The organism is Brevibacillus humidisoli (genome assembly GCF_020923435.1).
Taxonomy (GTDB): Bacteria; Bacillota; Bacilli; order Brevibacillales; family Brevibacillaceae; genus Brevibacillus_E; species Brevibacillus_E humidisoli.
The window spans coordinates 1,574,735-1,596,378 of record NZ_CP087263.1 but is presented as its reverse complement, the minus strand read 5'-3'; the positions used below and the strand labels follow the sequence as shown (position 1 = coordinate 1,596,378).

Genomic DNA, 21,644 nt, shown 5'->3' with positions numbered 1-21,644 from the left:
CTCAGTGCAGCCCCTTTACAATTGCTGCTTTGCTCTTTTCACCTGGATTGACGTACACCTCAACCTGCCGAAATCCGGCATTGAGAAAGGCGGACCGCCAATCTTCAGTGGTGAAGAAGGCAAAACAGACAGATAGATCGGTTTCCGACTGGAACGGCCGTACGCCAGGAAGCAGTGAAAAGATAAACTCCTCATGCCGTTTGCCGCAATCATTTGGTCGAACCCATTGCGATAACAAGACCGCCCCTCCTGGCTTCACCAGCGAATGCAGTCGCTGGGCGGTTACAGTGAGATCACGTGTGCAGACCATCCCGTTGACGGCAAAAACGTGATCAAACCGCTCCGGCGCAACCCAATGCAATTGATTCAGATCCGCTAGTCGGGACTGAAACGAGATCGCTCCAAACCGATTCTGCAGCCTCTTCTGGGTCTGCTCGAGCAGGATCGGGTCGTTGTCCTCCAGCGTATAGCCGGTGATATCTACCCCACGCAGGGCGCACTCCGCCAGCAGCGCAAAGCTGGCCGATCCATAACCAACACCCACCTCGATCAAATGGGTACCTTCCAGGTCAACCCGTTCGGCAAACACTTCTGCCGCCCACTGGTTGTAGACTGCGTACAGATCGTGCCGATTGCTGTAGTACGCTTGCCATAACCGTTTCTGTTTGATCGTGGCCGCCAGCCACTGCGGGTCGATCCGACCAGCTACGAGATCAAGCCAATGACGCCCTGCGAATTGGATCAACTGAAGCGATGGTTGAACGATGACAGAGCCCGTCAGCTCGTGATCTTCCCTAAACTGGTAGGCAGCCGGGCCGCGGTACAGTTTGTCCCCGCTGAGCAACAGCATATTCTGCTGCAGCAGATAACCAATCGCCCAGCAAACCACCGGTTTCATCTGTTGAACACAGCCCAACCGGTTCAAGATCTGCAGGATCGTCACACCTTCAGGGTGGAAACGGACGCCGCCCCTTTCCAGACAGTGAAAGATGACGTGTGCCGTATAGTCGGACACATACTCATCGGCTCGTTGATACAGACTGTTGAATAGCGATGCCGCTCGTTCCACCTCATTCACATGGGTCCCCCGCTTCCCCTGAACGTACCTCCTGTTGAAGCATCTCACTGCTGGAGATCACTACGCCGATGATCGCCTTTGCCGCAAGATCGCCCGGTTCGCTTTGTCCCACCCGTCCATAGACCGCCCCTTCCAGAATCGCCCGCCGCTGCATCATGCGAATCGGCCGAATCTGGTAGGTTAACTGCTCATCCCACGCTACGGGCCTTACCAGTTCTGTTTCGATGCTGCCCAAAAGCGGCAGCTCCCCGGGACGGAGCGGTTCTGTTTCCAACTGAGTGAAGATCACCGTCGCCTGCGCCAGTCCCTCCATCAGGCAGGTGTCGGGGAAGAACGACTGACTGCCCAGACTGTCGTGCAATCGCTCAGGCAGAAAGACCGCCTCCAACCATTCCCCCGGCTGGTAGCAAATGATCTGATCCACAAAGCGAAACGGTACCTGCTGGGGCAAAAGCGACATCAGCTGCTGCAGGTTCAAGTGTCACCACCTGCAGCAGCGGTCACGTCCTCGTCGATGAACAGAAAGAACAGGCAGCCTGTCTCGGTGTAAACATCGTGCAGTTCACCCAGTCCGGCAGTCAGAAAGTCACCTGCTCTCATCCGATCTTCACCCAGACGCACCTCCCCTTCCAACAGCCAGGCGATCTCCCGCTGCGGGTGATCATGCATCGGAATCATGCTGCCGGGATGCATCTTTAGCAAAAACGCCCGCTTTCCCGTTTCTTCCTCATGCCATAAGTAGCACATTTCCGTGTTTTCATAGATTCCCGGCTCCCACGTCATCTCAGCTGCGGGTACGATTAAATGTTTCTGTTCCGATTTCAAGATGACACACCCCTCTCTTCTTGCTTTTGTGACCAGACAACCATTCTCGGACTGTTTACCGTAAGCGGTGAACGATCCAGACCTCCGTATACCGCCCGGACAGTCAGGCCAGCCGCTTCCGTCAATCTGACCAGTTCTGTTGCCGTATACAAGCGCAGATCAAGTACCGTCTCTCGCAGTTCCCCGCCGCCCATCCAAGTGATTCGCTCCCGCCACCTGCCGGTCACACTGTTAAACTGTCGATGCGACCAGACCGGCTGGCCGTTCATCTCCTCCCAGGTTCGCGGCTGCAGCCTGAGCAGTCGAAACTCTCTGTTCTCCGTATCCTGCAGAAACTGTCCGCCGGAGCGGAGAGCCCGCCAGATGCGCCGCAGGATCGCGGCATCTTCCCGCTCGTCATCCAGGTAGCCGAAAGCCGTCCCCAGATTGATCACGGCATCAAATGATCCCTCAAAGTCAAGCTGCCGCATATCCCCCTCGACGAACGTCACCTCTGTCCCTGCTGCGGCAGCATACTCTCTCGCTGCCTTTAGCAGTACCCCAGACCCGTCATATCCGGTCACCGTGTAACCCGCTTGGGCAAGCGGAACGGCAATACGCCCCTGGCCGCAGCCTAGATCCAGTATCCGGGCCCCTTGCGGAAGCTGCAGCCAATCGATCAACTGCTGGACTTCCAGCTTGGTTCGCTCCGGTGTCAGAATCGCCTGTGAGAATTGAAGGTACTCCTCTGTAAAAAACGTCTGCCACGCTTCTTTTGCTGCCAATGGATTCACTCCCCTGTTCGGCGCACTGCTTGCACTACGCCATTTACGACGAACTCTGCTTCTTTCTGGGACAGGGTCAGCGGCGGATACATCGCCAACGTGCTGTTGAAAAAGTTGCCCAAGATCCCTTCGGAACGCAGATGCTGAGTCAATGCCTGTCCCCATTGCGGATTGACCGGCTGGCGTGTCGCTTGATCATCGACAAACTCTATCGCCAGCATCATGCCCATCCCACGAACTTCGCCTACCTGTGGATGGTCGTCCAGCGCGTCACGCAGCTGTTCCAGCATCCGGTTGCCTACCCTCGCGGCATGTTCCACCAACTGCTGCTCTTCGATCACGTCGAGCACCGCTAAGGCAGCCGCGCACCCCACCGGGTGTCCGCACATCGTAGATCCATGCAAAAAGATTCCTCCGCCCGCGTAAAGCGTCTCCATCATGTGGTGTGAGATCAAGGTGGCGCCCATGGGGAAGTAGCCGCCGGTCAGTCCTTTGGAGACGATCAACAGATCAGGCTCCAACTGATAGCGATGACTGGCGAACCAGTGTCCAGTACGACCGATGCCCGTCCCGACCTCGTCGGCGATCATCAGAATATCGTACTGGCGAACCAGCTGTTGAAAACCGTGCCAGTACCTATCGGGGAACAGGACCACACCATTGACACCCTGGATCGGTTCAATCAACACGGCCGCAATGGTCTCTGCCCCTTCCTGCTCAATCAATGCTTCCAACTGCTCTAAGCAGTAATCAACGACTGCTTCCTCTCCCCCCTCGATCGGAGGATGGTACAGGTGAGGAGCCGGTGCGCTCAGACATCCCTCCAGAGCTGGACCGAACTGTTCCTGTATGCCCATATGAGTTACGGAGCCAGAGCCAAATGTCGTTCCGTGGTAGTTGCCGGAGAGGGAAACAAACTTGGTTCGATTCATCTGCCCTTTTTTCATCCAATACTGTCGTGCCAGCTTCATCGCGCTCTCCACCGCACCCGAACCGTCGTTAGCAAAAAAGACGGATGAATACGGACCATCAGCCAAGGACAGCAACCGTTCAGCCAGCGGCTGCACCAGTTCATGGCTCTGTGCGCAGGTAGAGGCAAAGCTGAGGGTTTTATACTGCTCTGAGATCTGTTCCACCACCCGCTCGTGGCCGAGACCCAGAGTAGGAACGGCAGTCGTCAGATACAGGTAGGAGTTGCCCTGATTGTCGAACACCCAGGACCCTTTTCCACCTTTCAGACAGACGTACTGTTCCTGTACCGCCTCCACGGTTAATTCCTGCATGTCTCCCATAAAGGTAAAGGGGTGAAGCACTCGATAGGCATTGCTTGTCGCTCTCACTTTGTCACCTACTTTCACAGCATTATGGGTATAAGGTCGTCAGGGGCGAATCAGTTTTCCTGACGCTGTTTTGGCCAGTTGGCTCTTGATCTGAATCACGTCAGGCCATAATCGCGGTTCGTCTGCAGCCGCCGCCAGGTGGGCAAACAGCTCCTTTTCACTGATTAGTTGATCTGCCACCACCCAGGCGTGAATCTTGTGTCCGTGGTTTCCCTCTGCCGTACCGAACACGAGTGCTTCCTTTACTCCCGGGTGGGAAAGCAGCAGTCCCTCGATCTCCTGTGGATAGATGTTCATCCCGGCGCGAACCAGCAGATGATCTGTTCGACCATGTATGTAAAGCAGCCCGTCCACCATACTGGCTCGGTCTGCGGTATGCAGCCAGCCGTCGATCAGCTTTTCCTCAGTCGCCCGGGGATCGTTATAATACCCCTTCATCAGGTTGGGACCGGCGACCAGCAGTTCGCCCTCTGTTCCATCGGGAAGCGGATGGCCGCAGCGGTCGACAATGCGTATGGAAACCTGCCTGAGTGGTCTTCCGACACAGCGATAGTTCTGCTCACTCAATGATTGAGTGAGGCAACTGACACGCGGCGAGGCTTCCGTCAGTCCGTAAGCATGCCATAACTCAGCTTGCGGAAAGGACTTTCGTATCCTACTGATCTGTACAGGCAGCGGAGATTCTCCGCTTGCGATCAGCCGACGCAGCGTGCTCATATCGTAACGGTCGGAAAAGTGTGCCAATCGGGCTGTTAGTGTAGGAGTCGCACCCAGCACGGAGATGCCCAGGCGGCTGATCAGCCGTAGCGATGAGAGCGGCGATGAGCCAGGTTCTTTCACGCAGATGCTGCTGCCTGCCAGCAGACCGGTTAGCAGTTCGCCCGTGATCGCGGAAGAGTGCGTGAGCGGTCGGACAATCAGCAGCCGGTCCGTCTCACGGAACTGGGAATACGCCTGGATATCGGCAACGTTGCTCCAGATGTTGTCGTACGACAGCATCACTCCTTTTGGACGGCCGCTGGTGCCTGAGGTGTAGAGGATCAACGCGATCTCCTCAAGGTCACTGCGGAAGCGGATGCTGAGGACAGGGATGCGGGAGAGCAGAATGCGACCTTCGCTGTCCACATTGGATCGGTCAAAGATGAGGGCCGGTTTTATCGCTTCAGCGATCTGCTTCGCTCGGACGCTGCTGCTCTGGTCTATCGGTACGATCGTCACCTGCTGGAGCAGCGCGGCGAGCAGTACCGGCACAAACCGCCAACCCAGGCCGATGTCTATTGCTACTGCCTGCTGCCCACTGTTCCCGGCCAATCCCAGCCGCCTAAGCGATGCGGCATTCTCTTCCGCCAGCCGGATGATCTGCTGGTAGGTACGCTCTCCGCTCATCGGGTCGATCAGGCAGAGACCATCGTACCGCTGTAGTGTCGAAAAAAAACGAGCCGTATCCACCCGCATGCTCCTCCATTAAAAGTTTGTAATCCGCACGTAGAGCGGTTCTCGTTCCACCACAAGCGGATCGTACGTCCCCTGCGCCGCCGACAGGTGGTCCTGCTCCTGCACGCATTGCACCAACTCTTGCAAACTGACCTGCCCCAACATGAAGTCGAGGAACTTCTCTACCACGAGATCGGGATGTTTCTGCAGAAAGTATTGATGACTGCGGCGAATCAACTCCTCGTATGGCGGACCGGATCGGCGATGGGCCAGATGGATGTTGGCGGCCTGTGGATGATAACGATACGGAACCCCTTGTTGATACGCACGATAGCCAAACTCGAAGTGTTCGAATCCCCACTCCCGAAAACCCTCATCAAATCCTCCCAAGGCAGCAAACCGTTCTTTGCGGATCGACATGTTTCCACTGAAAGCACTGATCCATGGAACAGTCGGACTGGCCCGTCCCCACTCGTCATACAGCCGGTATACTAGTCTGCAGTATTGGGGAATGCGCTGTTTCCGATGGTCTGCCCAGTAGGCTAGTACCCTCTCCCGCTCGGCGACGATGTCCGATACGTAGATTTCACGTACCTGCCCGATGACCAGGGCATCGTCGGACTGCAGATGTGTCTGGTGATGGGCTTGCAGGAATTGGGGGGCGGGGATCCGATCCGCATCACAAAAGACCACAATGCCTCCATCCGCTTCAGCTGCACCCTGATTGCGGGCAGCAGCTCTGCCGCATCGCTCCAGGCGTTTGTAGGTAAGATTCAGCTTGTCGGAAAAGGAGTGCACCACCGATCCGATCGGTTCGCTTGAACCATCATCCACCACAATAATGGGCGTACGTCGATACGGTTCCGGCTGCACCGTAAAACCGTGCAGTGTAAGCGCCAATGCGTCCGACTGATTGTACACCGGTATGACTACGGTGAGATCAGTCATGGCCGGACAAAACCGCCTTTACAATGTCTCGCACTGTCGTCTCTGCCGTAATCTCCAACATTTCATCTGGAATGCTGATCTCCAAGGTCTCCTCCAACAACACGACCAACTCCATGTAGCGCAGCGAGTCAAACCCCAGTTCATACATCCTGCTCTCTTCACGAATCTGTTCGCGTGGAAGCAGGCCGCAGCCCTCGTTGCTCATCAATTGCAGAATTCGTTCCTTCACCGCTTCATCTCCCTCCCGTTCGAAAGTAACGATGTATGGCTCGCGGCAAATCGTTGCCATCATTATAAAAGGCCGCACTTTCCCAATACTCGGCCTTTATTGCCGACGCCGAATACGGAAAGCCGAGTGATCGTGAAACGTTTGTCTGATAATGAAAGAAAAATGGGAGGAGACACGCAAATGCCCGATCACATGCAGAGGAATGTGGAACATTCGTCGCATCAGGCAAAAACAGTGATGTATATCGAAGCACCACTGGAAACCATCTGGTATTATCTGGCTACTCCAGCCGGTATGAACGCCTACTTGACCGATGTGGCAACCATAGAGAGTCGAGGCGAGGAATTGACCGTGGGAGATACCATCCGTATCGTGATTGGCGATCTGGTCAACGAAGCGCTGTGTGTGGCTTGCGAAAAACCGCGTCTGCTGACGCTGGAAGACCACTTTCAACCCGTGCTTCCGGATGGTACGGTTTGTGATTATCGCATCCGTACCAGCTTTTTGTTGGAAGCGTGTGAAAACATGACCAAAGTCTCCGTGATCGCTGAGGGGTATGACGGGGATGACTTTATGCAGTGGATCAGGGAATCGGGCGAAATGGGGTGGCGTCAGTCCCTGTTTAACATGAAAAACGTGATCGAGCTGGGACTGGACTTGCGCAACGAGATCTTCGGCTATCCGCGGTTGGGCGTGAGCAACTGTACCGCTACCGAGGAAAAAATCAGGCAGCTTGGACTGGACCCGTCTATCGTGAGAGGAAACTATCTGCTGGAGGTATACCCAAACAGTCCGGCAGCCAAGGCTGGGCTGCAAGCGGGCGATTTGGTTATGCAGATCGGCAAAACCAAGACAGCTACCTACCGTCAGTTTGTGCAGGCGCTCGGCGCTGCGTACGGTTCGCCTCAGGAGGTTAAGATCGTCTATTATCGTCAGGGAGAATGCTGTCAGACGACCGCCCGGCTCAGTTACGCCGCAGAGTATACCGGGCTGTTCGATCCGACGGAGATACCGCTGGAACAGGTAGCAAAGCAGCGGCAGAAGCAGGTGGAATAAGCTGTGTAGATAGGGGAGATGCTGGCCATCGGCAGAAAAAAAGGGGCTGTCGCCGCTCAGCGGGACAACCCCATCGCCTCTTTTGATCGGTGCAAGGAAGTCTTACAAGCTTATGATATGGGCTCCTGCTCCTGCCCCGCTCTCCATTTTGCTGGCGTAAAAACATCTGGCGCGATTTTTGCCTTGAGATACATCAGGATGTAGTAAGAGACGGCAGTCGCCAACAAGGACTGCACCGCAGGCAGACCAAACGGTTGTACATATTGGGTGTAATAACCCAACAGCGTTCCGATCACAACCGCGATGGTAGCCATCCAGTTCCAACCCGAACGGTCCTCCCACTGCTGGTCCCTGATCACAAAGAAATCCATGAACATGATCCCGGCGATTGCTGGATAGATCAGAGCCGTCAAGTAGAGAAAATCCATAAAATAATCCAATATTCCGGCAATTGCGATCATAATCCCGATCAAGGTACCGATAAAGGTGACAATCGCCCGCCCTCTTCCCGAATTGACATTTAACAGATTGGACAGAGCCAGACCCATACTGTAGTTATTGACCAACTGGCTCGTCCACGTGGCGAACCACAAGATCAAAAAACCCCACACCGGAAACCCAAGGTTGACCATCACCTGTACGATATCCGCATCGCCAACCCCTACCGACATGATCGCCCCTACGTAAAAGAGAGGAAATCCTACCAGGATAATGCCCAAGGGAATCAGGATGTTGTCTTTTACAATTGGCTTGGCGTACCGCGTGTAGTCGGATGCAATCACCCATTGTGATACGTTGACGCCAACGATTAAGCTGACCGCTCCCCAAAAGGTCATCGTCGGTTCAGGCGACCAGGCCGCAATCGTATCCCAGCCCGTATTCTTTAACGCGTAAAAAATACCGAAAATAATCAGAATCAATCCTGCCGGAACGGCTAAGTAATCGGTCCATTTCATCGACGAGTATCCAATGATCGAAGGAATCGCGAACAACAGCCCGCAGACCAGTGTGACGACGGAGCTGGCAAACCATTCTGTCTGGTAGTCAATCCCGATCATCACGGAAATGGCGTTGCTGGCTACGGCCGTTTGCAAAGCCCACCATCCTGTCGAGACGACGAAGATGGTTAGCGCCACGATCACTTTTGCCTGGGTGGAACCAAAGCTGGATCTGGTGATCACCGATGACGAACGGCCCGTTTTCGCTCCGATATAGCCCTGAACCGCATTCCCTGCCCATTGAAATCCGACTAACGCAACCAACAAGATCCAAAAAATGGAGGACATTCCGAAACTGGCCGTCAGCGTAGCGCCAATCATCAATACGGGGATCGTAAATTCGAGGCCGCCGAAAATCATCGCGGGGGTCATCCAGTGCTGCCTTCCCGACAATGGAATCGCAGCCAGCGCTTCGTCCTTGTCCCATGTACCGCTTGTTTTGACATCTTCCAAGTTGATCACCTCTTACGTTGTTTTGTTTCAAACAGACCCCTGCCCTATCGACAGGACAAGGGTCTCTTGATTACCGTCGGACGAGCACCCAGACGATCTCGCAGTTCTCCTCGCCGTCGTTGTAGGCCCAGTGTGCTTCCCCTGCGGGAATGAGCGACGCGTCACCTGCCGACAGGCGATATTCCATGTCGCCCACGCCAGCTATCATCGCCCCTTTGACGACGATCGAGTATTCATCTTCCTCATGTGCGCCTGTTCCGCTCAGCGGAATTCGCGTTTTAGGAGGGATCGTGACCACTCCAAAACGGGCATTGGCCCCTTCCAGATCCCTCTCCGAGAAAAGCGTTTTGAGGGAGACGTGCTGTTTTGCGTCAGGCATTACCTCGTCAATGTTAACTACGATCATGCTGTATCTCCTCTCTAGATAGCTTGGCGTTCCGGGGTAACACCTTCTACTTCCCATGTCTCTGGATTGACCACAACGCCATAGACCTGCTTGGCCTGCTCTAGCGTGACATAGCCATTTTTGACATCGCCGGCCACTTGCTCAGCCGGTCGCCGCAGCGGATCTCCATAGCCACCGCCGGTTGCCGTTATCAGGCGGACGACATCCCCTTTGTTCAGCGGATAACGGGCATACTTGCCAAAGGGTCCGGCTACACCGCCGTTGGCCTTGACGATTTCGAATTCATTGCGGGAACCGTCTCTTCCCCCGTTAAATCCCCAGGGAAGGTACTTGTGCCGGCCAAACGTCGCAGTTACGGTCTGGCCATCCGTCATGGCCCGATACGAACGGATGCATCCGGAACCTCCGCGGTATTCTCCCGCTCCTGCCCCGTCCGCCCGCAAGCTGTATTCATCCACCATGATTCCGTAGCGTGTCTCTGCCACTTCCACCGGGACATTGTACGTCTCCCCATCGCCGATGCAGAATTGTCCGGCCGCCCCGTCCAATCCTTCCCCGGCGCCCCATCCGCCGACAGACGGTTCGACAATCAGGAACGGCTCGTCCGTATCCTGATGAACACCGGAGAGCACCACACCGCAAACAGACAGCAAGTGGCCCGCGTTCAAACGGTGGGGGACAAATGGAGCCAGCGCTTTCCAGACGAGGTCTGCTCCGTAGAGCATCGTCTCCCAATAGGTAGACACCGCAGCCGGCCGTTCCGCCGAGAAGATCGAGCGCTGATCAGCGATCACTTCCAAGGGCCGGAACACGCCGTCATTGACGTCCTGAGACGGATTGGTCACAGCGAGAAAAATCGTCCGCACCGCCGATACAAGCGCTGTATACGAGCAGTTGACAGGCCCCAGCACCTGCGGGTGACTGCCCCGGAAATCGCAAATAAACTCCTCATCGGTAATGGTCACTTTTACCTGCACAGGAAACGGTCCATTGCCGATGCCGTCGTCATCGATAAAATCCTTCGCTTCAAAGGTGCCCTTGGGCAGTTTGGCTATTTCGTTCAGCGCCATCTGCTGGCCGTGCTGCAGCAAGTGATCGATCGATTCCAGCACAATATCCCTGTCGTATTTGTCACACAACTCACGGAACCGTTTCTCACCCGTCCGCAGTGCGGCGACCTGTGCCCACATATCTCCCAGTGACAGATCAGGGAAGCGGACGTTGGCGCCAATCAGATCGACGAGCGCTTGGTTTACCTTGCCCTCCTCAAACAACTTGACGCAAGGGAACTGCAGACCTTCCTGGAAGATTTCCGTAGAGTCCGTGGTCCAGGAACCTGGGTCCTTTCCGCCTACTTCGGTCCAGTGCGCCTTGTTGGCAGAGAAGGCAACCAATTCACCCTGGTAAAAAATCGGCATGACCAAACCGACATCGGACAGGTGGGAGCCGCCGCCACCGTATGGATCGTTGATAATGACGATGTCCCCCGGTTTCAGATCCCCCTCCTGGCCAAACTTCTCCAACGTTTGTTTCACCATAAAGGTGAGCATGCCGATAAAACCGGTGACGCCATTTCCCTGCGTCAACAACTGTCCTTTGGCGTCCGTCAATCCGCTGGCAAAGTCCAGCACTTCGTAGATGATCGGGCTCATCGATGTACGGGCCAGGGTGTGGAACATCTCATCACCGATGGCGATCAAGGAGTCTTTTACAATCTCAAGGGTAAACTGATCGCGGTTTCCTTTTCTCTCTGTCATGGCTTTTACACCCCCGTATCAATCACTAAGTTTCCGTACTCATCAACAACCAGACGCTGTCCCGGATAGATCACGGTAGAAGAGGATGGTTCCTCTACAATCGCCGGTCCCTCAATCGTGCTGCCGGCATGCAGCTGCTCCCGTGCATATACCCTCGTATCCAGCCAACCGGCCTCTTCGAACAAAACGGGGCGAATCTCTTTCAACGCTGCATCCGCATTGTCCCCAACATGTTCCAGACGGGCCAACTCCGGTTTTTGGATCACACCAAATGCGGTCAGGTGGAGGTTGACGATCTCCGTCGGGGACCCTTCCAACTTAAAGGTGTAATGCTGCTCGTGCAGGTCGTGGAAGCGGTCGTTCACCTCCTGGATCGTCTCATCAGAGATCGGGCCTCTCGGCACAGGCACTTTGACTGCGTGCTCTTGTCCCACATAGCGCATGTCGACATAACGGGCAAATACCACTTTTTCTTCGCCAATGCCCTCTAGTGCAAACTGTTGCTTGGCCGCCGCTTCCAACTTGTCCACTTCCCGATTCCATTCCGCCAGCTCTACCTGATTCATCCGCCGAATGTAGGTTTGGATGTAGTCATGGCGCAGGTCCGTCATCAGCATGCCCCAAGCGGAAAAGACGGAGGAGGCGATCGGGATGATCACTTTTTTGACACCCAACTCCTTGGCCAGGGCCAGTGCGTGCATTGGTCCGCCGCCGCCAAACGCGACCAGCGAGAAGTCTCGTGGATCGTATCCTTTGCGCACCGATATTAACTTGAGCGCATGCAGCATGTTGGAATTGGCGATCCGGATGATCCCAAGGGCCGCCTCATCGACCGAAATCTGGAAGTTCTCTCCCACTTTTTCTTGAATCGCTAGCTTGACGCGGTCCATGTTCACTTTATTTTGGAAATTGTCAGGCGATAAACGGCCGGTTACGAGATTGGCGTCTGTTGTTGTCGGATTTTCTCCCCCACGTCCATAGGCGACCGGTCCTGGCATCGCCCCTGCTGACTGCGGTCCCACTTTAAGCGAGCCAGCTCCGTCAATCCAAGCGATCGAACCTCCACCATTGCCGATCTCCACGATATCAACCACGGGAACTTTAATCGGATAACCGGCGTTGCGATCATCACACTCGATTTTGTAATCCGTCGTCACCTTTACTTCGCCACGGTCGATGAGCGAACATTTTGCCGTCGTCCCGCCGATGTCAAAGGCGATGATATTTTCTTCACCGAGGATCTTCCCCAGGATAGCGGCACCGAAAATCCCGGCTACCGGACCTGATTCGACCATGTGAATGGGCGTTTCCTTGGACTGCTCAAATGTGGTCGTCCCGGAATTGGACTGCATGATGTACTTGTTTCCGCGAACATCAATCTCCTGCAGATGCTTGTCCAGCTTATCGATATAAGAAGCGGCGATCGGCTTTACATAAGCGTTTAAGACAGCCGTGCTGGTCCGCTCGTACTCTCTCCACTCTTTTGTCACGGTATGAGAAGCCGTTACGGCAACCTCTGGCCACACTTGTTTGATCGCATCGACGGCCATTTGCTCGTGAATCGGATTGGCATACGCGTGCAAGAAAGAGATCGCAATCGCTGCTACTCCTTCTGCCTTTAACCGCAGCGCCGCCGCTTTCACCTCGTCTACAGCCAGTTCCTCAACCACTTCACCCTTGTAGTTCATTCGCTCCGCAACCTCCAGTCGCAGGTAGCGAGGAACGAACGGGGTAGGCTTTTGATAGCGGACATTGAACAAATCCGGCCGATTCCCCCTGGCGATTTCCAGCACATCGCGGAATCCCTTGGTCGTAATCAGCCCCGTCTTCACTCCCTTCCGCTCTGTTAAAGCATTGATGATCACCGTGGTCCCGTGGATAAAGGTCACAATCTCCCCACCGGAGATCCCGCTTTTCTTGATCACATCGATCACGCCCTGCTCAAAGTGAGGCGGGGTTGTGTCGCTCTTTGCAGTGCCGATGCGACCGCTTTCATCCAAATAGACGAGATCTGTAAAGGTTCCTCCGATGTCAGTAGCAACTCGCATGCTAAACCACCTTTCCTATGCGTTGGACTGAAATGTTTATGAAAGCCCCGGTTAAAAAATAACTGGGGTTACTACACACAACACTTTCGACGGTTGGTTGAGCGGATTGGACCAGTAGTGCGGCAGATTGGAAGGGTAGTGGATGGAATCCCCCGCTTTGACCAGATATTCCTGGCCATCTACGTTGAAGATGACCGCTCCCTCCAGGACGTAATAAAACTCTTCTCCCGGGTGGCTGAACACATTGTCCTGCACCATATTGGGCTCCAGCGTGACCAACAGCGGCTCCAGAGAGCGTCCATTAAAGGCTCCGCCAAGGCGGGTGTACTCTGCAGTCGATCCCTCGATGCGGAACGGCTTCTGGTGTTCAACCTTGACCACAAAGTTTTGATTGCTCTCGTTTTCAAAAAAACACGTGATCGGCACTTCAAATGCGTCAGCAATTTTTTTCAAGGAGGTAATCGTTAACGATGTGGTTCCCCGTTCCACCTGCGACAGGAAACTGACAGACAATCCAGTCTTCTCGCTTACATCTTTCAGAGTTAGGTTGTTTTGTTTACGCAAATCTTTTACTTTTTTGAAAATTTCCTCCATGTCTATCTCCTATCATTGTTCTCTAAGATTGTGTTTATTTTATATTGGAATAGTTATGATGGCAATATAAAAAATACGATTTATCGTAAAAATATCTATTATTTTTCTATAATACTGTAATATCTACAGATCCTCTTCCAACAAAAATCAAGCTCCCTAGCCCTTTCGGTCAGGAAGCTTATTCGCTGCTATCTTCTATAAAAAATGCCAGTTAAAAGCGATCAGAGTCCAGCGCCATTGACCGCAGCAAAGCATACGCGCATCGCGTGCAGTACCTGCTCCCCACTGCTCTCTGGCTGCTGTCCTGTCAAGATGCTGTCCATAAAATGAGCAATCACTCCGGATTGGATCATGCCGTCTGCGCGCAGCGGTAGAGGCACCTCTTCCTCATACCGCTCACCATCAAAGGTTTCCACGGTGATGCCGCAGATTGTTTCCCCGACCGTGAGCACACCCCGTTCCCCGTAGAGGACCGTCCGATGATCCTGCAGCGGGTTGTTCCAGCTCAGATGGGCCGTTCCTAGTGTGCCCTCCGTCATCCGCACAGCCAATACCGCTGCATCCTCTACATCCCGGTGCTGTGCAAACGTAGCGGGGTACGCAACGATCTCCTCTACTCGCTGATTCAGCAGCCACTGGATCAGATCGATTTTATGTACGCCAAGATCGGCGATTACCCCATGTCCGGCCTCGCTCCGTCTGGTAAACCAGCTTTTCGCCCCATCGATACTCCAGTCCTCCGGGCCGCCGTGGTGAAAGTTGGTTGAAAACTGACGAATCCGTCCCAGTCGCCCTGATTCAACAATCGCTTTCACCCTTCGATAGAGCGGGAGAAAACGCTGGTTCATCCCCACCATCAGCACCTTGTTCTGCTCTTGGGCAAGCCGCACCATCTCTTCGCACTGCTCAAGCGTCACGGCCATCGGTTTTTCTACCAGCACATGTTTTCCTGCCCGCAAAGCTTCCATGCTGATCTCGGCATGATACACATTGGGCGTGCAGACGGAGACAGCCTCAATGTCATCCGCCTCGATCACCTGCCGGTAATCGGCATACGCCCGAGGGATCCCGTGCTCCGCCGCAACGGCTCTGGCACGGTGTATATCAACGTCGCTGACAGCTGTGATCGCCACTTCTGCTTTTTCCTTGTATTCGGGGATGTGTCGTACCTGAGCGATTTTGCCGCATCCGATCACGCCGACCCTAAGCTTCGTCATCGGCTGCACGTCCTTCCTGCCTCTCCCACAGCGCCCCCGATGCGGAACGTTGGGCTGCCATCCGTCGGCGAATCGCTTGCAGTTCTTCAAATCCTAGGATGTCTGGATCGACTAGTCCGGTAAAACGGTCTTCAATCGACAGATTGGCTTCCGTCTCCCGGTACGCTCCCTCACGAACATAACCGATGCGTACCGGCGCACGCTTTCCGTAATAACGGGATATCGCCCTGACAAAGGACGCGTAGTCACCGATCGGCGTGTCATCGATGCGAACAATCACGTCTCCTCGCTCAAGGCCTGCTTCTGCCGCCGGGCTGTTCGGAAATACTTCCATCAGGTAGTTGCCCTTGCCTGCTTCCACGCCGGCCTGCAGCGCCTGCTCCTGTGTAACAGTACAGTTGGCAATTCCCATCCGCGGGTAGCTGAACATCTCCGCTCGCAGATCAAGCCCCAGCTCGAGCACGGATTTCAGGTTCATCAGTGATCGTCTCCAGCCCATCTCCAGACATTCACGCAGCCACTGTCCCATCAGATCATGGGAAAACCCGGCAACTTCAATTGTCAGCTTTACAAATGATCCTACTGGTTCCATTGAATAAGAGGTCTTCACCAAAAACGTTTGAATCGTCCCGTCCGGGGCCATCGATTGATAGGTGTCAGACAGAACAAACAGTCGATGCGGCTCACAAGCGACAACCGTCGCATAGTTGACGATATCGCCGTAATACAGGGTATACCTGTCGCCCACCTGCGGCTGATCGTACGCGCCGCTCGTCTCCACTTTATCGGTCAGATAGCTGTTGGAACCGGATGGAGTGGCGATGGACCACCATACCTGTTCCAACGGTGCTTCCAGATACGTGATGTTGATTGTTCGATCGGATGTGGTTTTGATCACTCGTCTCTCACCTCTTGTAAATGGGATAACACTTCATCTGAATGGATGGCCAATGCTTTTACCAGGCTGGGAAACGTGCAGAGCATCTGCAGTGACTGAAGGGACTCGCAGGAGAGATGCTGCCTGGTCCGGGCCAGTGTTCGCAAAGTGGCCTCATACTGCGGCACGATCCGCTCGTCGCGACGATGCTGGTACGCTTCCATCGCCTGCTGCCATGTCTTCTTGCCGGTCATGTAGTGGTCCAGTTCTTCCGCCAGGTACTGGGCGGAACAAACGGCGTTGTCAATCCCCACCCCGGCGATCGGATGCAGGTGCGCCCCTGCGTCACCGACCAATGCCCATCCACTGCCGTATGGTTTTCTAACGTAGCTGACAAGTTTTCGGACACCGCGAATCCGCCCTGCGATCTCTGCCCGTCTCAGTCGCGGGCGCAAGGTTTGTAGCCGGGAAATCCGTTCCAAGTAACGCTGTATCAGCGAATCCTTCCATCCGGAGAGAACCTCACTAGGCATCATTAATGCGATGCAGTGCAGCCCCTGATCAATCGGATTGCAGATCGTTACATCCTGGCCATGCCAGTACCATTCGACTGTCGGGAGCGGCAGAGGATCGACATTGGCCAGATACGCATAGACCACGTCGAGATGGTTTTCGTCTGTCGTCTGCATCATCTCTGCTCTAACTGCCCTGGCAACAAGCGAATCACGCCCGTCTGCACCAATCACTGCGCGGGCGTAAAACGTCAGGGAGCTGCCGTCGGTCTGCTGACAAGCAACACCGCATACCTGGTTGTGCTGAACCAGTAGATCGGTTGCGCGAGTCGTCAACAAGACTGTGACCGAGGAAAAATCGTACACCTTTTCCAACAGGATGGCATCGAACAGTTCCCGCCGCAGACTGATCGCGCGTGGCGTGGTGATCATATCCGACTCCATGACACTTCCTTCCAGGTCTACTCGCATCCGCTTCATCTGGGGAGCGCCAGCCGTCTCCATCTTCTCCCGTATACCAAGGAGATCGTAGACATCGATCTCTCCGATGATGTGGGTGGAGAGCGTCGGACCGGGAGATTCATACTTGTCGATCAACAGCACCTTGTAACCGGAGTGCCCGAGGAAGCAGGCCAGAGCTGCGCCCGCACACCTCGCTCCTACGATGATAAAGTCGTACATCGGATCGCCTACCCGCTCTGATATGGAATAGAAGGGAGAGACCAAGAGCGGCCTCTCCCGAGCAGCTTAGTTCGACTGCAGGCATCCATAGAGGGTGCCGACTTGAACATCTTCCTCGTTGTACAGCGCGATGGTACCTTGAGAAGTGAAGGTAGCATCTTTCGGAGGCAGAGAAGTCAGCGTACCCGTCATGTGGATCGGCTGCTTGTTGTGGAGCGTGCCTTCCGGCGTTTCCACTACCCAGTACAGCCAAGATTCCCCTTTTACACCGTCAGCGATTTGCTTGCCGAACGGGATTGTGGCAGAAGCCTTGATCGGCTCGCCTTGGCCATGTACGCCACCGCGAACACGGATGGTTTGACCCGGCCAGAGAACAGTGGAAGTAGCTTCCAGCTCAACGTTCATGATCTCCAGGTCAACCGAGATGCCCGATTTCAAGCTGAACTCGGAGTCGCTGACGGTGAATTGGGTAGGAGCTACTTGCTTGAAGTGCAGTTCCTCCGCACGTCCATCCAACAGTTCGAAGTAGGTTTTGCTGTTGGAGCTTTCCAGCGTCATGGTCACTTTCTTCTTCAACAAACTTTTCATTCCGATTCCTCCTGTCAATCTGTTTTGTCCCCGGGAACACCTTTATCATCTCATCTCTTGAAGCATGCCGCTCTGCTTTTGCTTGTCTCGCATTCGCCTTTTCTTGGTCATCCCCCGTTGGCGGAGACCTGTGCGATCAGCGCTTTGCGATCCAGCTTGCCATTGGGATTGAGCGGAAAGTCCTCGAGCAGGCGGATCGTGGATGGGATCATATAAGAAGGCAGACGCTGCTGCAAATAGCTCTGGATGGTTTTCGCCTCCAATGTAGGTGATGTTGCAACAAGAAAGGCAGCAAGCTGTGTCCGCTGATCCCGATCCTCGACAGGAACCACGACCGCTTGACGAACCTGGGGATGACGCGTCAAGACCGCTTCAATCTCTCCCGGTTCCACGCGATGGCCGCGTATCTTCAGTTGGAAGTCGATCCGACCGAGAAACTGAATGTTTCCGTCCGGGAGGTACCTGGCTCGATCCCCGGTCCGGTACATCAACGCATCAGGCTGTGGATCAAACGGGTCAGGCAAAAACCTTTCCGCCGTTAACGTCGGATTGTTCCAGTAGCCTGCCCCCAGTCCGTCCCCCGCGATGTACAGTTCACCTGGGATGCCAACCGGCACCGGATTGCGGTGGGCATCCAGCAGGTAAATGCGTGTGTTGGCGATGGGCCGCCCGATAGGAAAGTGGCGTTCTCCGCTCTTCGCACGATCAAACAGGTAGGTTGTACAATAGATCGTCGCTTCCGAAGGGCCGTAGATGTTGTAGATGGCTACACCAGGTATGTGGTCGGCAATTGCGGCCAGCGTGGGCTCCCAGATCGGTTCTACTCCTACCGCCAACCGCGTCAGAGAGAGAATTGAATCCGGTTTCGCAAGCCATTCGCTCATCTCCGTTAGCATAAAGGGAGGCACATAAGCGCTCTTGATCTGACGTTCACTCATCCATTGAAACAAACGGCTGCTGTCATAGCGGACCCGGTTGTCAGGAACGATGTGCAAGGTCCCGCCGGCACTAAGGGCGGACAATGTCTCAAAGATAGAGACGTCGAAGCTGAAACTGGTCCACAAGCTGCAGCCGTCACCGGCATTTAGCGGCATCCGTCTGTTTAGGTCAGCAAGCAGATTCACCACACCCACGTGTTTGCAGCAGGCGCCTTTCGGCCGTCCAGTAGAGCCGGAGGTGTACATCATATAAGCGAGGTCTTCCGCCGTCCCTTCTCCGCTCGGATTTTCTGCCGTACCCTGCTCGATACCGGGCCAGTCCCGATCAAGCAAGATGGCATGTGCCGTCGCATGCGGCATCCGTGCCAACAGGTTGCTCTCACTGATCAGCACCTGAATTCCAGCATGCTCTAACATGTAACCAAGCCTGTCCGTCGGATAGGAGGGATCAAGCGGAACATATACCCCGTTTGCCTTCCATACGCCCAGCATCGCCACGATCGCTCCAGTCGAACGGCTGACACATACCCCGACCGGCTGTCCGCGGCCCACCCCGCTCTTGCGCAAATGATGAGCAAGCTGATTGGCTTTCCGATTTAACTCACGGTAGCTAAGCCGCTCTCCCTCACTAACCACGGCTGTCAGGTCAGGGGTTTGCTCCACTTGATCCTCGATTAGCCGATGCAGCTGTTTCTCCCGCGGGTAATCTGCTGCCGTGTCATTCCAGTCGACGAGCAGCCGCTTCCGCTCCGCCGCCGTTATCAGCGGCAGCGCACTGATTACCTGATCGGGCCGCTGTACCACCGCTTCCAGCAGTGTCCGGTAATGGAGCAGCATCCGCACAATCGCATCCCGTTCGAATAACGCAGGATCATAGGAAATCTTGGCGGCTAAGCCTCCCTTCAATCTGGCAATATCCAGGCAGAGTTTTACTGAAGGGATGGCCGTATCCTCCTGATGGAAGGCCTCCTCTTCCAGCAGGCGAAACATGATCGGGCGTTGATGCTCATCCCCGCCTGCTGCTTGCTGTTCTATGGTGCACAACTGTTGTACAGTGATGTCCGCTCGTTCCCTGGCCGCTCCCGCCTGCTCCGCCACGGTAGACAAGTAATCGATAAAGGATGATCGCTCAGCATAATCAGAGCAGAGGTAGAAGTGCGGGGTGATGACCACCAGCCGATTCTGTTCTGTGTAACGGTGCAGCAACAGCGAGTAAACCGCCAACAAGACAGAAAAAAGCTGCTCCCGACTGCCTCCCGTCCAGTCGTCCACCTGTCGCTGCAGCTCCTCTGGAAGTGAAAGAACCTCTCGTCTATGAGCGTCTGAGTCAGCCGACAGGCCGGGCTGTTCGATCGGAAGCGGCGGAAAGGCAGGTACATCGGCGAGACGACTGCGCCAATAAGCAAGTCGCTTGCTTTCTACCAACCGGGCAAGCTGTGGAATCGTGCCCAGTCCCGCCCACTCCTCAGGCGTGATCGTTATTCCAAACTGCTCAGCGATGCGCTGACACAGGTCATCGGGAAACGGTCCCTCACCTGCTGTGTTCACCGTATGGGCTGATTGTGAATCGTTTCTCCCTGCCCTCTGATTGGTTTGACGATAAAGAGTAGCTACCCGGTTTTCAATCGTAGATATGCAGACCTCACTCATCCAAATCCTCCTTTACTTATGCAAAAACGACTCATGGAAAACTACCTTTACGATAGTAAAATCTGATGGTAGCCGGACATAGATTAAGAGTTATTCCTGTGTAAACGCCCTGGCAGGAGGAGACAAAAAAGCGCAACTGGGTTCGATGATCATGGTTTGCTATTCTCGTTAAACGACCGTTCAATCAATATAGTGGGGGTCAGCCCGTCACAACAAAAAACAGCCCGTGCGATCGGTTTGATCTGCACGGGCTGTCCGCTGCTGCATGACAACAAGTATGGGCTCACATATCAGCTTGCCAGTTGTATTATCGTGCTTGCCAATATCTCCTGGAGATGCAATGCTCCTTTTCATACTCATATCCGACAAGCGGAGTGATCTCGATCGATTTGCCCGTTTTCGGAGAGTGCAGCATCTTGCCATCTCCGGCATACATACCGACATGATGGACTCTCCCCTTGCCTTCCTCATAGGCAAAGAAAAGCAAATCACCTGGCTGCAACTGATCCGGCGGGACCAACTGACCGTCCATCGCCTGATTGGAAGCGTCGCGTGGGATGGTGATCCCGTAAAAACGATGGATCGAGTAGACAAAACCGGAACAGTCGTAACCGTAGGCGGACATGCCGCTCCACAAATACGGCAAATCGAGAAACATCTTGCCGGTTTCAACCAACTGCGCTCCCCCAACGGCGGGCAACTCACCGTCGACGATCAGTTTGATCTGATCACGCTTCAAAAACTGCTCACCGTGGGGAGTGGCCACTCTCACCCAATCTTCCTTCTCCTCAAGCACCGGCAGTTGGGTGCGAAAACTGATCTCTATTCCCTCATGGTGATCCTGATCGTACAGGCGGGCCGTTGGAACAGTTACGACAGCCGTCTTACCAGTGGACACCACTGTGCCAGCAGTTGGAGCTGGCGACAACTGTCTCTTGGGCAGCCAGCCGGGATACCCTCGTTCGTCCTTGATGGATGGCTGAGTGGGGATGGCCACTTTCACCCATTCCCCCTCTTCGTCAATCACCAGCACCCGCTCGCCGTACAAGAGCTGGGTTTGCACCAGATCGTCGTCGTGCAGCCCAAGCCGCTGTTCCAAGCTCATCGACTGCAGCCATTCCTTTATCTTGACAGGGTTATCCAAAAGCGGCGCATCGGTATCACGCGGGGACGCAGCGGAGGTCCAAACCTGGGCTACCGATACATGGACGATCATTTCTGTTGACGATTGCGTCATCTTTTTTCCCTCTC

At 54.7% G+C, this 21,644-nt stretch carries 20 protein-coding genes; 1 reads left to right on the top strand and 19 read right to left on the bottom strand.

Features of this window, described 5'->3' with window-relative positions; all coding sequences use genetic code 11:
- Position 1: 1 nt before the first annotated feature.
- Genes LOK74_RS07960 through LOK74_RS07925 form a run of 8 tightly spaced genes read right to left on the bottom strand, consistent with a single transcriptional unit; the run spans position 2 to position 6,618 of the window.
- Positions 2-1,078 carry a class I SAM-dependent methyltransferase gene (locus LOK74_RS07960; RefSeq protein WP_230046103.1) on the bottom strand — a complete coding sequence of 359 codons (1,077 nt, stop codon included), beginning with the start codon at positions 1,076-1,078 and terminating at the stop codon, positions 2-4.
- A complete protein-coding gene (locus tag LOK74_RS07955) occupies positions 1,071-1,556 on the bottom strand; it encodes a hotdog family protein (protein ID WP_230046102.1) in 486 nt (161 codons plus the stop codon). The genes LOK74_RS07960 and LOK74_RS07955 overlap by 8 nt, the downstream gene beginning before the upstream one ends.
- Positions 1,553-1,903, bottom strand: coding sequence for a cupin domain-containing protein (locus LOK74_RS07950; RefSeq protein WP_230046101.1), 351 nt, complete (start codon positions 1,901-1,903; stop codon positions 1,553-1,555). Before LOK74_RS07950 ends, LOK74_RS07955 begins: the two co-directional genes overlap by 4 nt.
- Positions 1,900-2,676 carry a class I SAM-dependent methyltransferase gene (locus LOK74_RS07945; protein WP_230046100.1) on the bottom strand — a complete coding sequence of 259 codons (777 nt, stop codon included), beginning with the start codon at positions 2,674-2,676 and terminating at the stop codon, positions 1,900-1,902. Before LOK74_RS07945 ends, LOK74_RS07950 begins: the two co-directional genes overlap by 4 nt.
- Entirely contained in the window at positions 2,673-4,007 is a 1,335-nt protein-coding gene (locus LOK74_RS07940; RefSeq protein WP_230046099.1) for an aminotransferase family protein, read from the bottom strand. Before LOK74_RS07940 ends, LOK74_RS07945 begins: the two co-directional genes overlap by 4 nt.
- A gap of 39 nt (positions 4,008-4,046) precedes the next feature.
- Positions 4,047-5,456 (bottom strand): class I adenylate-forming enzyme family protein, encoded by a 1,410-nt coding sequence (locus LOK74_RS07935; protein ID WP_230046098.1) that lies wholly within the window; start codon positions 5,454-5,456, stop codon positions 4,047-4,049.
- A 15-nt stretch (positions 5,457-5,471) separates the two neighbouring features.
- Positions 5,472-6,389, bottom strand: a complete 918-nt coding sequence (locus tag LOK74_RS07930) for a glycosyltransferase family 2 protein (protein WP_230046097.1) — start codon at positions 6,387-6,389, stop codon at positions 5,472-5,474.
- Complete coding sequence (locus tag LOK74_RS07925; protein WP_230046096.1) at positions 6,382-6,618, bottom strand: acyl carrier protein; 237 nt, start codon at positions 6,616-6,618, stop codon at positions 6,382-6,384. Before LOK74_RS07925 ends, LOK74_RS07930 begins: the two co-directional genes overlap by 8 nt.
- Positions 6,619-6,798: 180 nt before the next feature.
- Between LOK74_RS07925 and LOK74_RS07920 the strand changes: the two genes are divergently transcribed.
- Entirely contained in the window at positions 6,799-7,674 is an 876-nt protein-coding gene (locus LOK74_RS07920) for a PDZ domain-containing protein (RefSeq protein ID WP_230046095.1), read from the top strand.
- Positions 7,675-7,784: 110 nt separating this feature from the next.
- On the opposite strand, the gene LOK74_RS07915 is transcribed toward LOK74_RS07920, so the two are convergent.
- From LOK74_RS07915 to LOK74_RS07865, 11 genes are all read right to left on the bottom strand, one after another.
- Complete coding sequence (locus LOK74_RS07915; protein WP_230046094.1) at positions 7,785-9,125, bottom strand: purine-cytosine permease family protein; 1,341 nt, start codon at positions 9,123-9,125, stop codon at positions 7,785-7,787.
- 70 nt (positions 9,126-9,195) lie between these two features.
- The gene (locus LOK74_RS07910) at positions 9,196-9,531 is read right to left on the bottom strand and encodes a cupin domain-containing protein (RefSeq protein ID WP_230046093.1); all 336 of its coding nucleotides are present in this window, start codon (positions 9,529-9,531) and stop codon (positions 9,196-9,198) included.
- Positions 9,532-9,545: 14 nt separating this feature from the next.
- A complete protein-coding gene (locus LOK74_RS07905) occupies positions 9,546-11,288 on the bottom strand; it encodes a hydantoinase B/oxoprolinase family protein (RefSeq protein ID WP_230046092.1) in 1,743 nt (580 codons plus the stop codon).
- A 5-nt stretch (positions 11,289-11,293) separates the two neighbouring features.
- Positions 11,294-13,336 (bottom strand): hydantoinase/oxoprolinase family protein, encoded by a 2,043-nt coding sequence (locus LOK74_RS07900; RefSeq protein WP_230046091.1) that lies wholly within the window; start codon positions 13,334-13,336, stop codon positions 11,294-11,296.
- A gap of 51 nt (positions 13,337-13,387) precedes the next feature.
- On the bottom strand, positions 13,388-13,930 hold the full coding sequence (locus LOK74_RS07895; protein ID WP_230046090.1) for a helix-turn-helix domain-containing protein: 543 nt from the start codon (positions 13,928-13,930) through the stop codon (positions 13,388-13,390).
- A 221-nt stretch (positions 13,931-14,151) separates the two neighbouring features.
- Positions 14,152-15,147, bottom strand: coding sequence for a Gfo/Idh/MocA family protein (locus LOK74_RS07890; RefSeq protein ID WP_230046089.1), 996 nt, complete (start codon positions 15,145-15,147; stop codon positions 14,152-14,154).
- Positions 15,134-16,045, bottom strand: coding sequence for a PDZ domain-containing protein (locus LOK74_RS07885; RefSeq protein ID WP_230046088.1), 912 nt, complete (start codon positions 16,043-16,045; stop codon positions 15,134-15,136). Before LOK74_RS07885 ends, LOK74_RS07890 begins: the two co-directional genes overlap by 14 nt.
- A complete protein-coding gene (locus LOK74_RS07880) occupies positions 16,042-17,262 on the bottom strand; it encodes an NAD(P)/FAD-dependent oxidoreductase (RefSeq protein WP_230046087.1) in 1,221 nt (406 codons plus the stop codon). The genes LOK74_RS07885 and LOK74_RS07880 overlap by 4 nt, the downstream gene beginning before the upstream one ends.
- A 21-nt stretch (positions 17,263-17,283) precedes the next feature.
- Positions 17,284-17,805, bottom strand: coding sequence for a hypothetical protein (locus LOK74_RS07875; protein WP_230046086.1), 522 nt, complete (start codon positions 17,803-17,805; stop codon positions 17,284-17,286).
- A 107-nt stretch (positions 17,806-17,912) separates the two neighbouring features.
- A complete protein-coding gene (locus LOK74_RS07870) occupies positions 17,913-20,393 on the bottom strand; it encodes a non-ribosomal peptide synthetase (RefSeq protein ID WP_230046085.1) in 2,481 nt (826 codons plus the stop codon).
- A 307-nt stretch (positions 20,394-20,700) separates the two neighbouring features.
- Complete coding sequence (locus tag LOK74_RS07865; protein WP_230046084.1) at positions 20,701-21,630, bottom strand: C40 family peptidase; 930 nt, start codon at positions 21,628-21,630, stop codon at positions 20,701-20,703.
- Between the last annotated feature and the right edge of the window lie 14 nt (positions 21,631-21,644).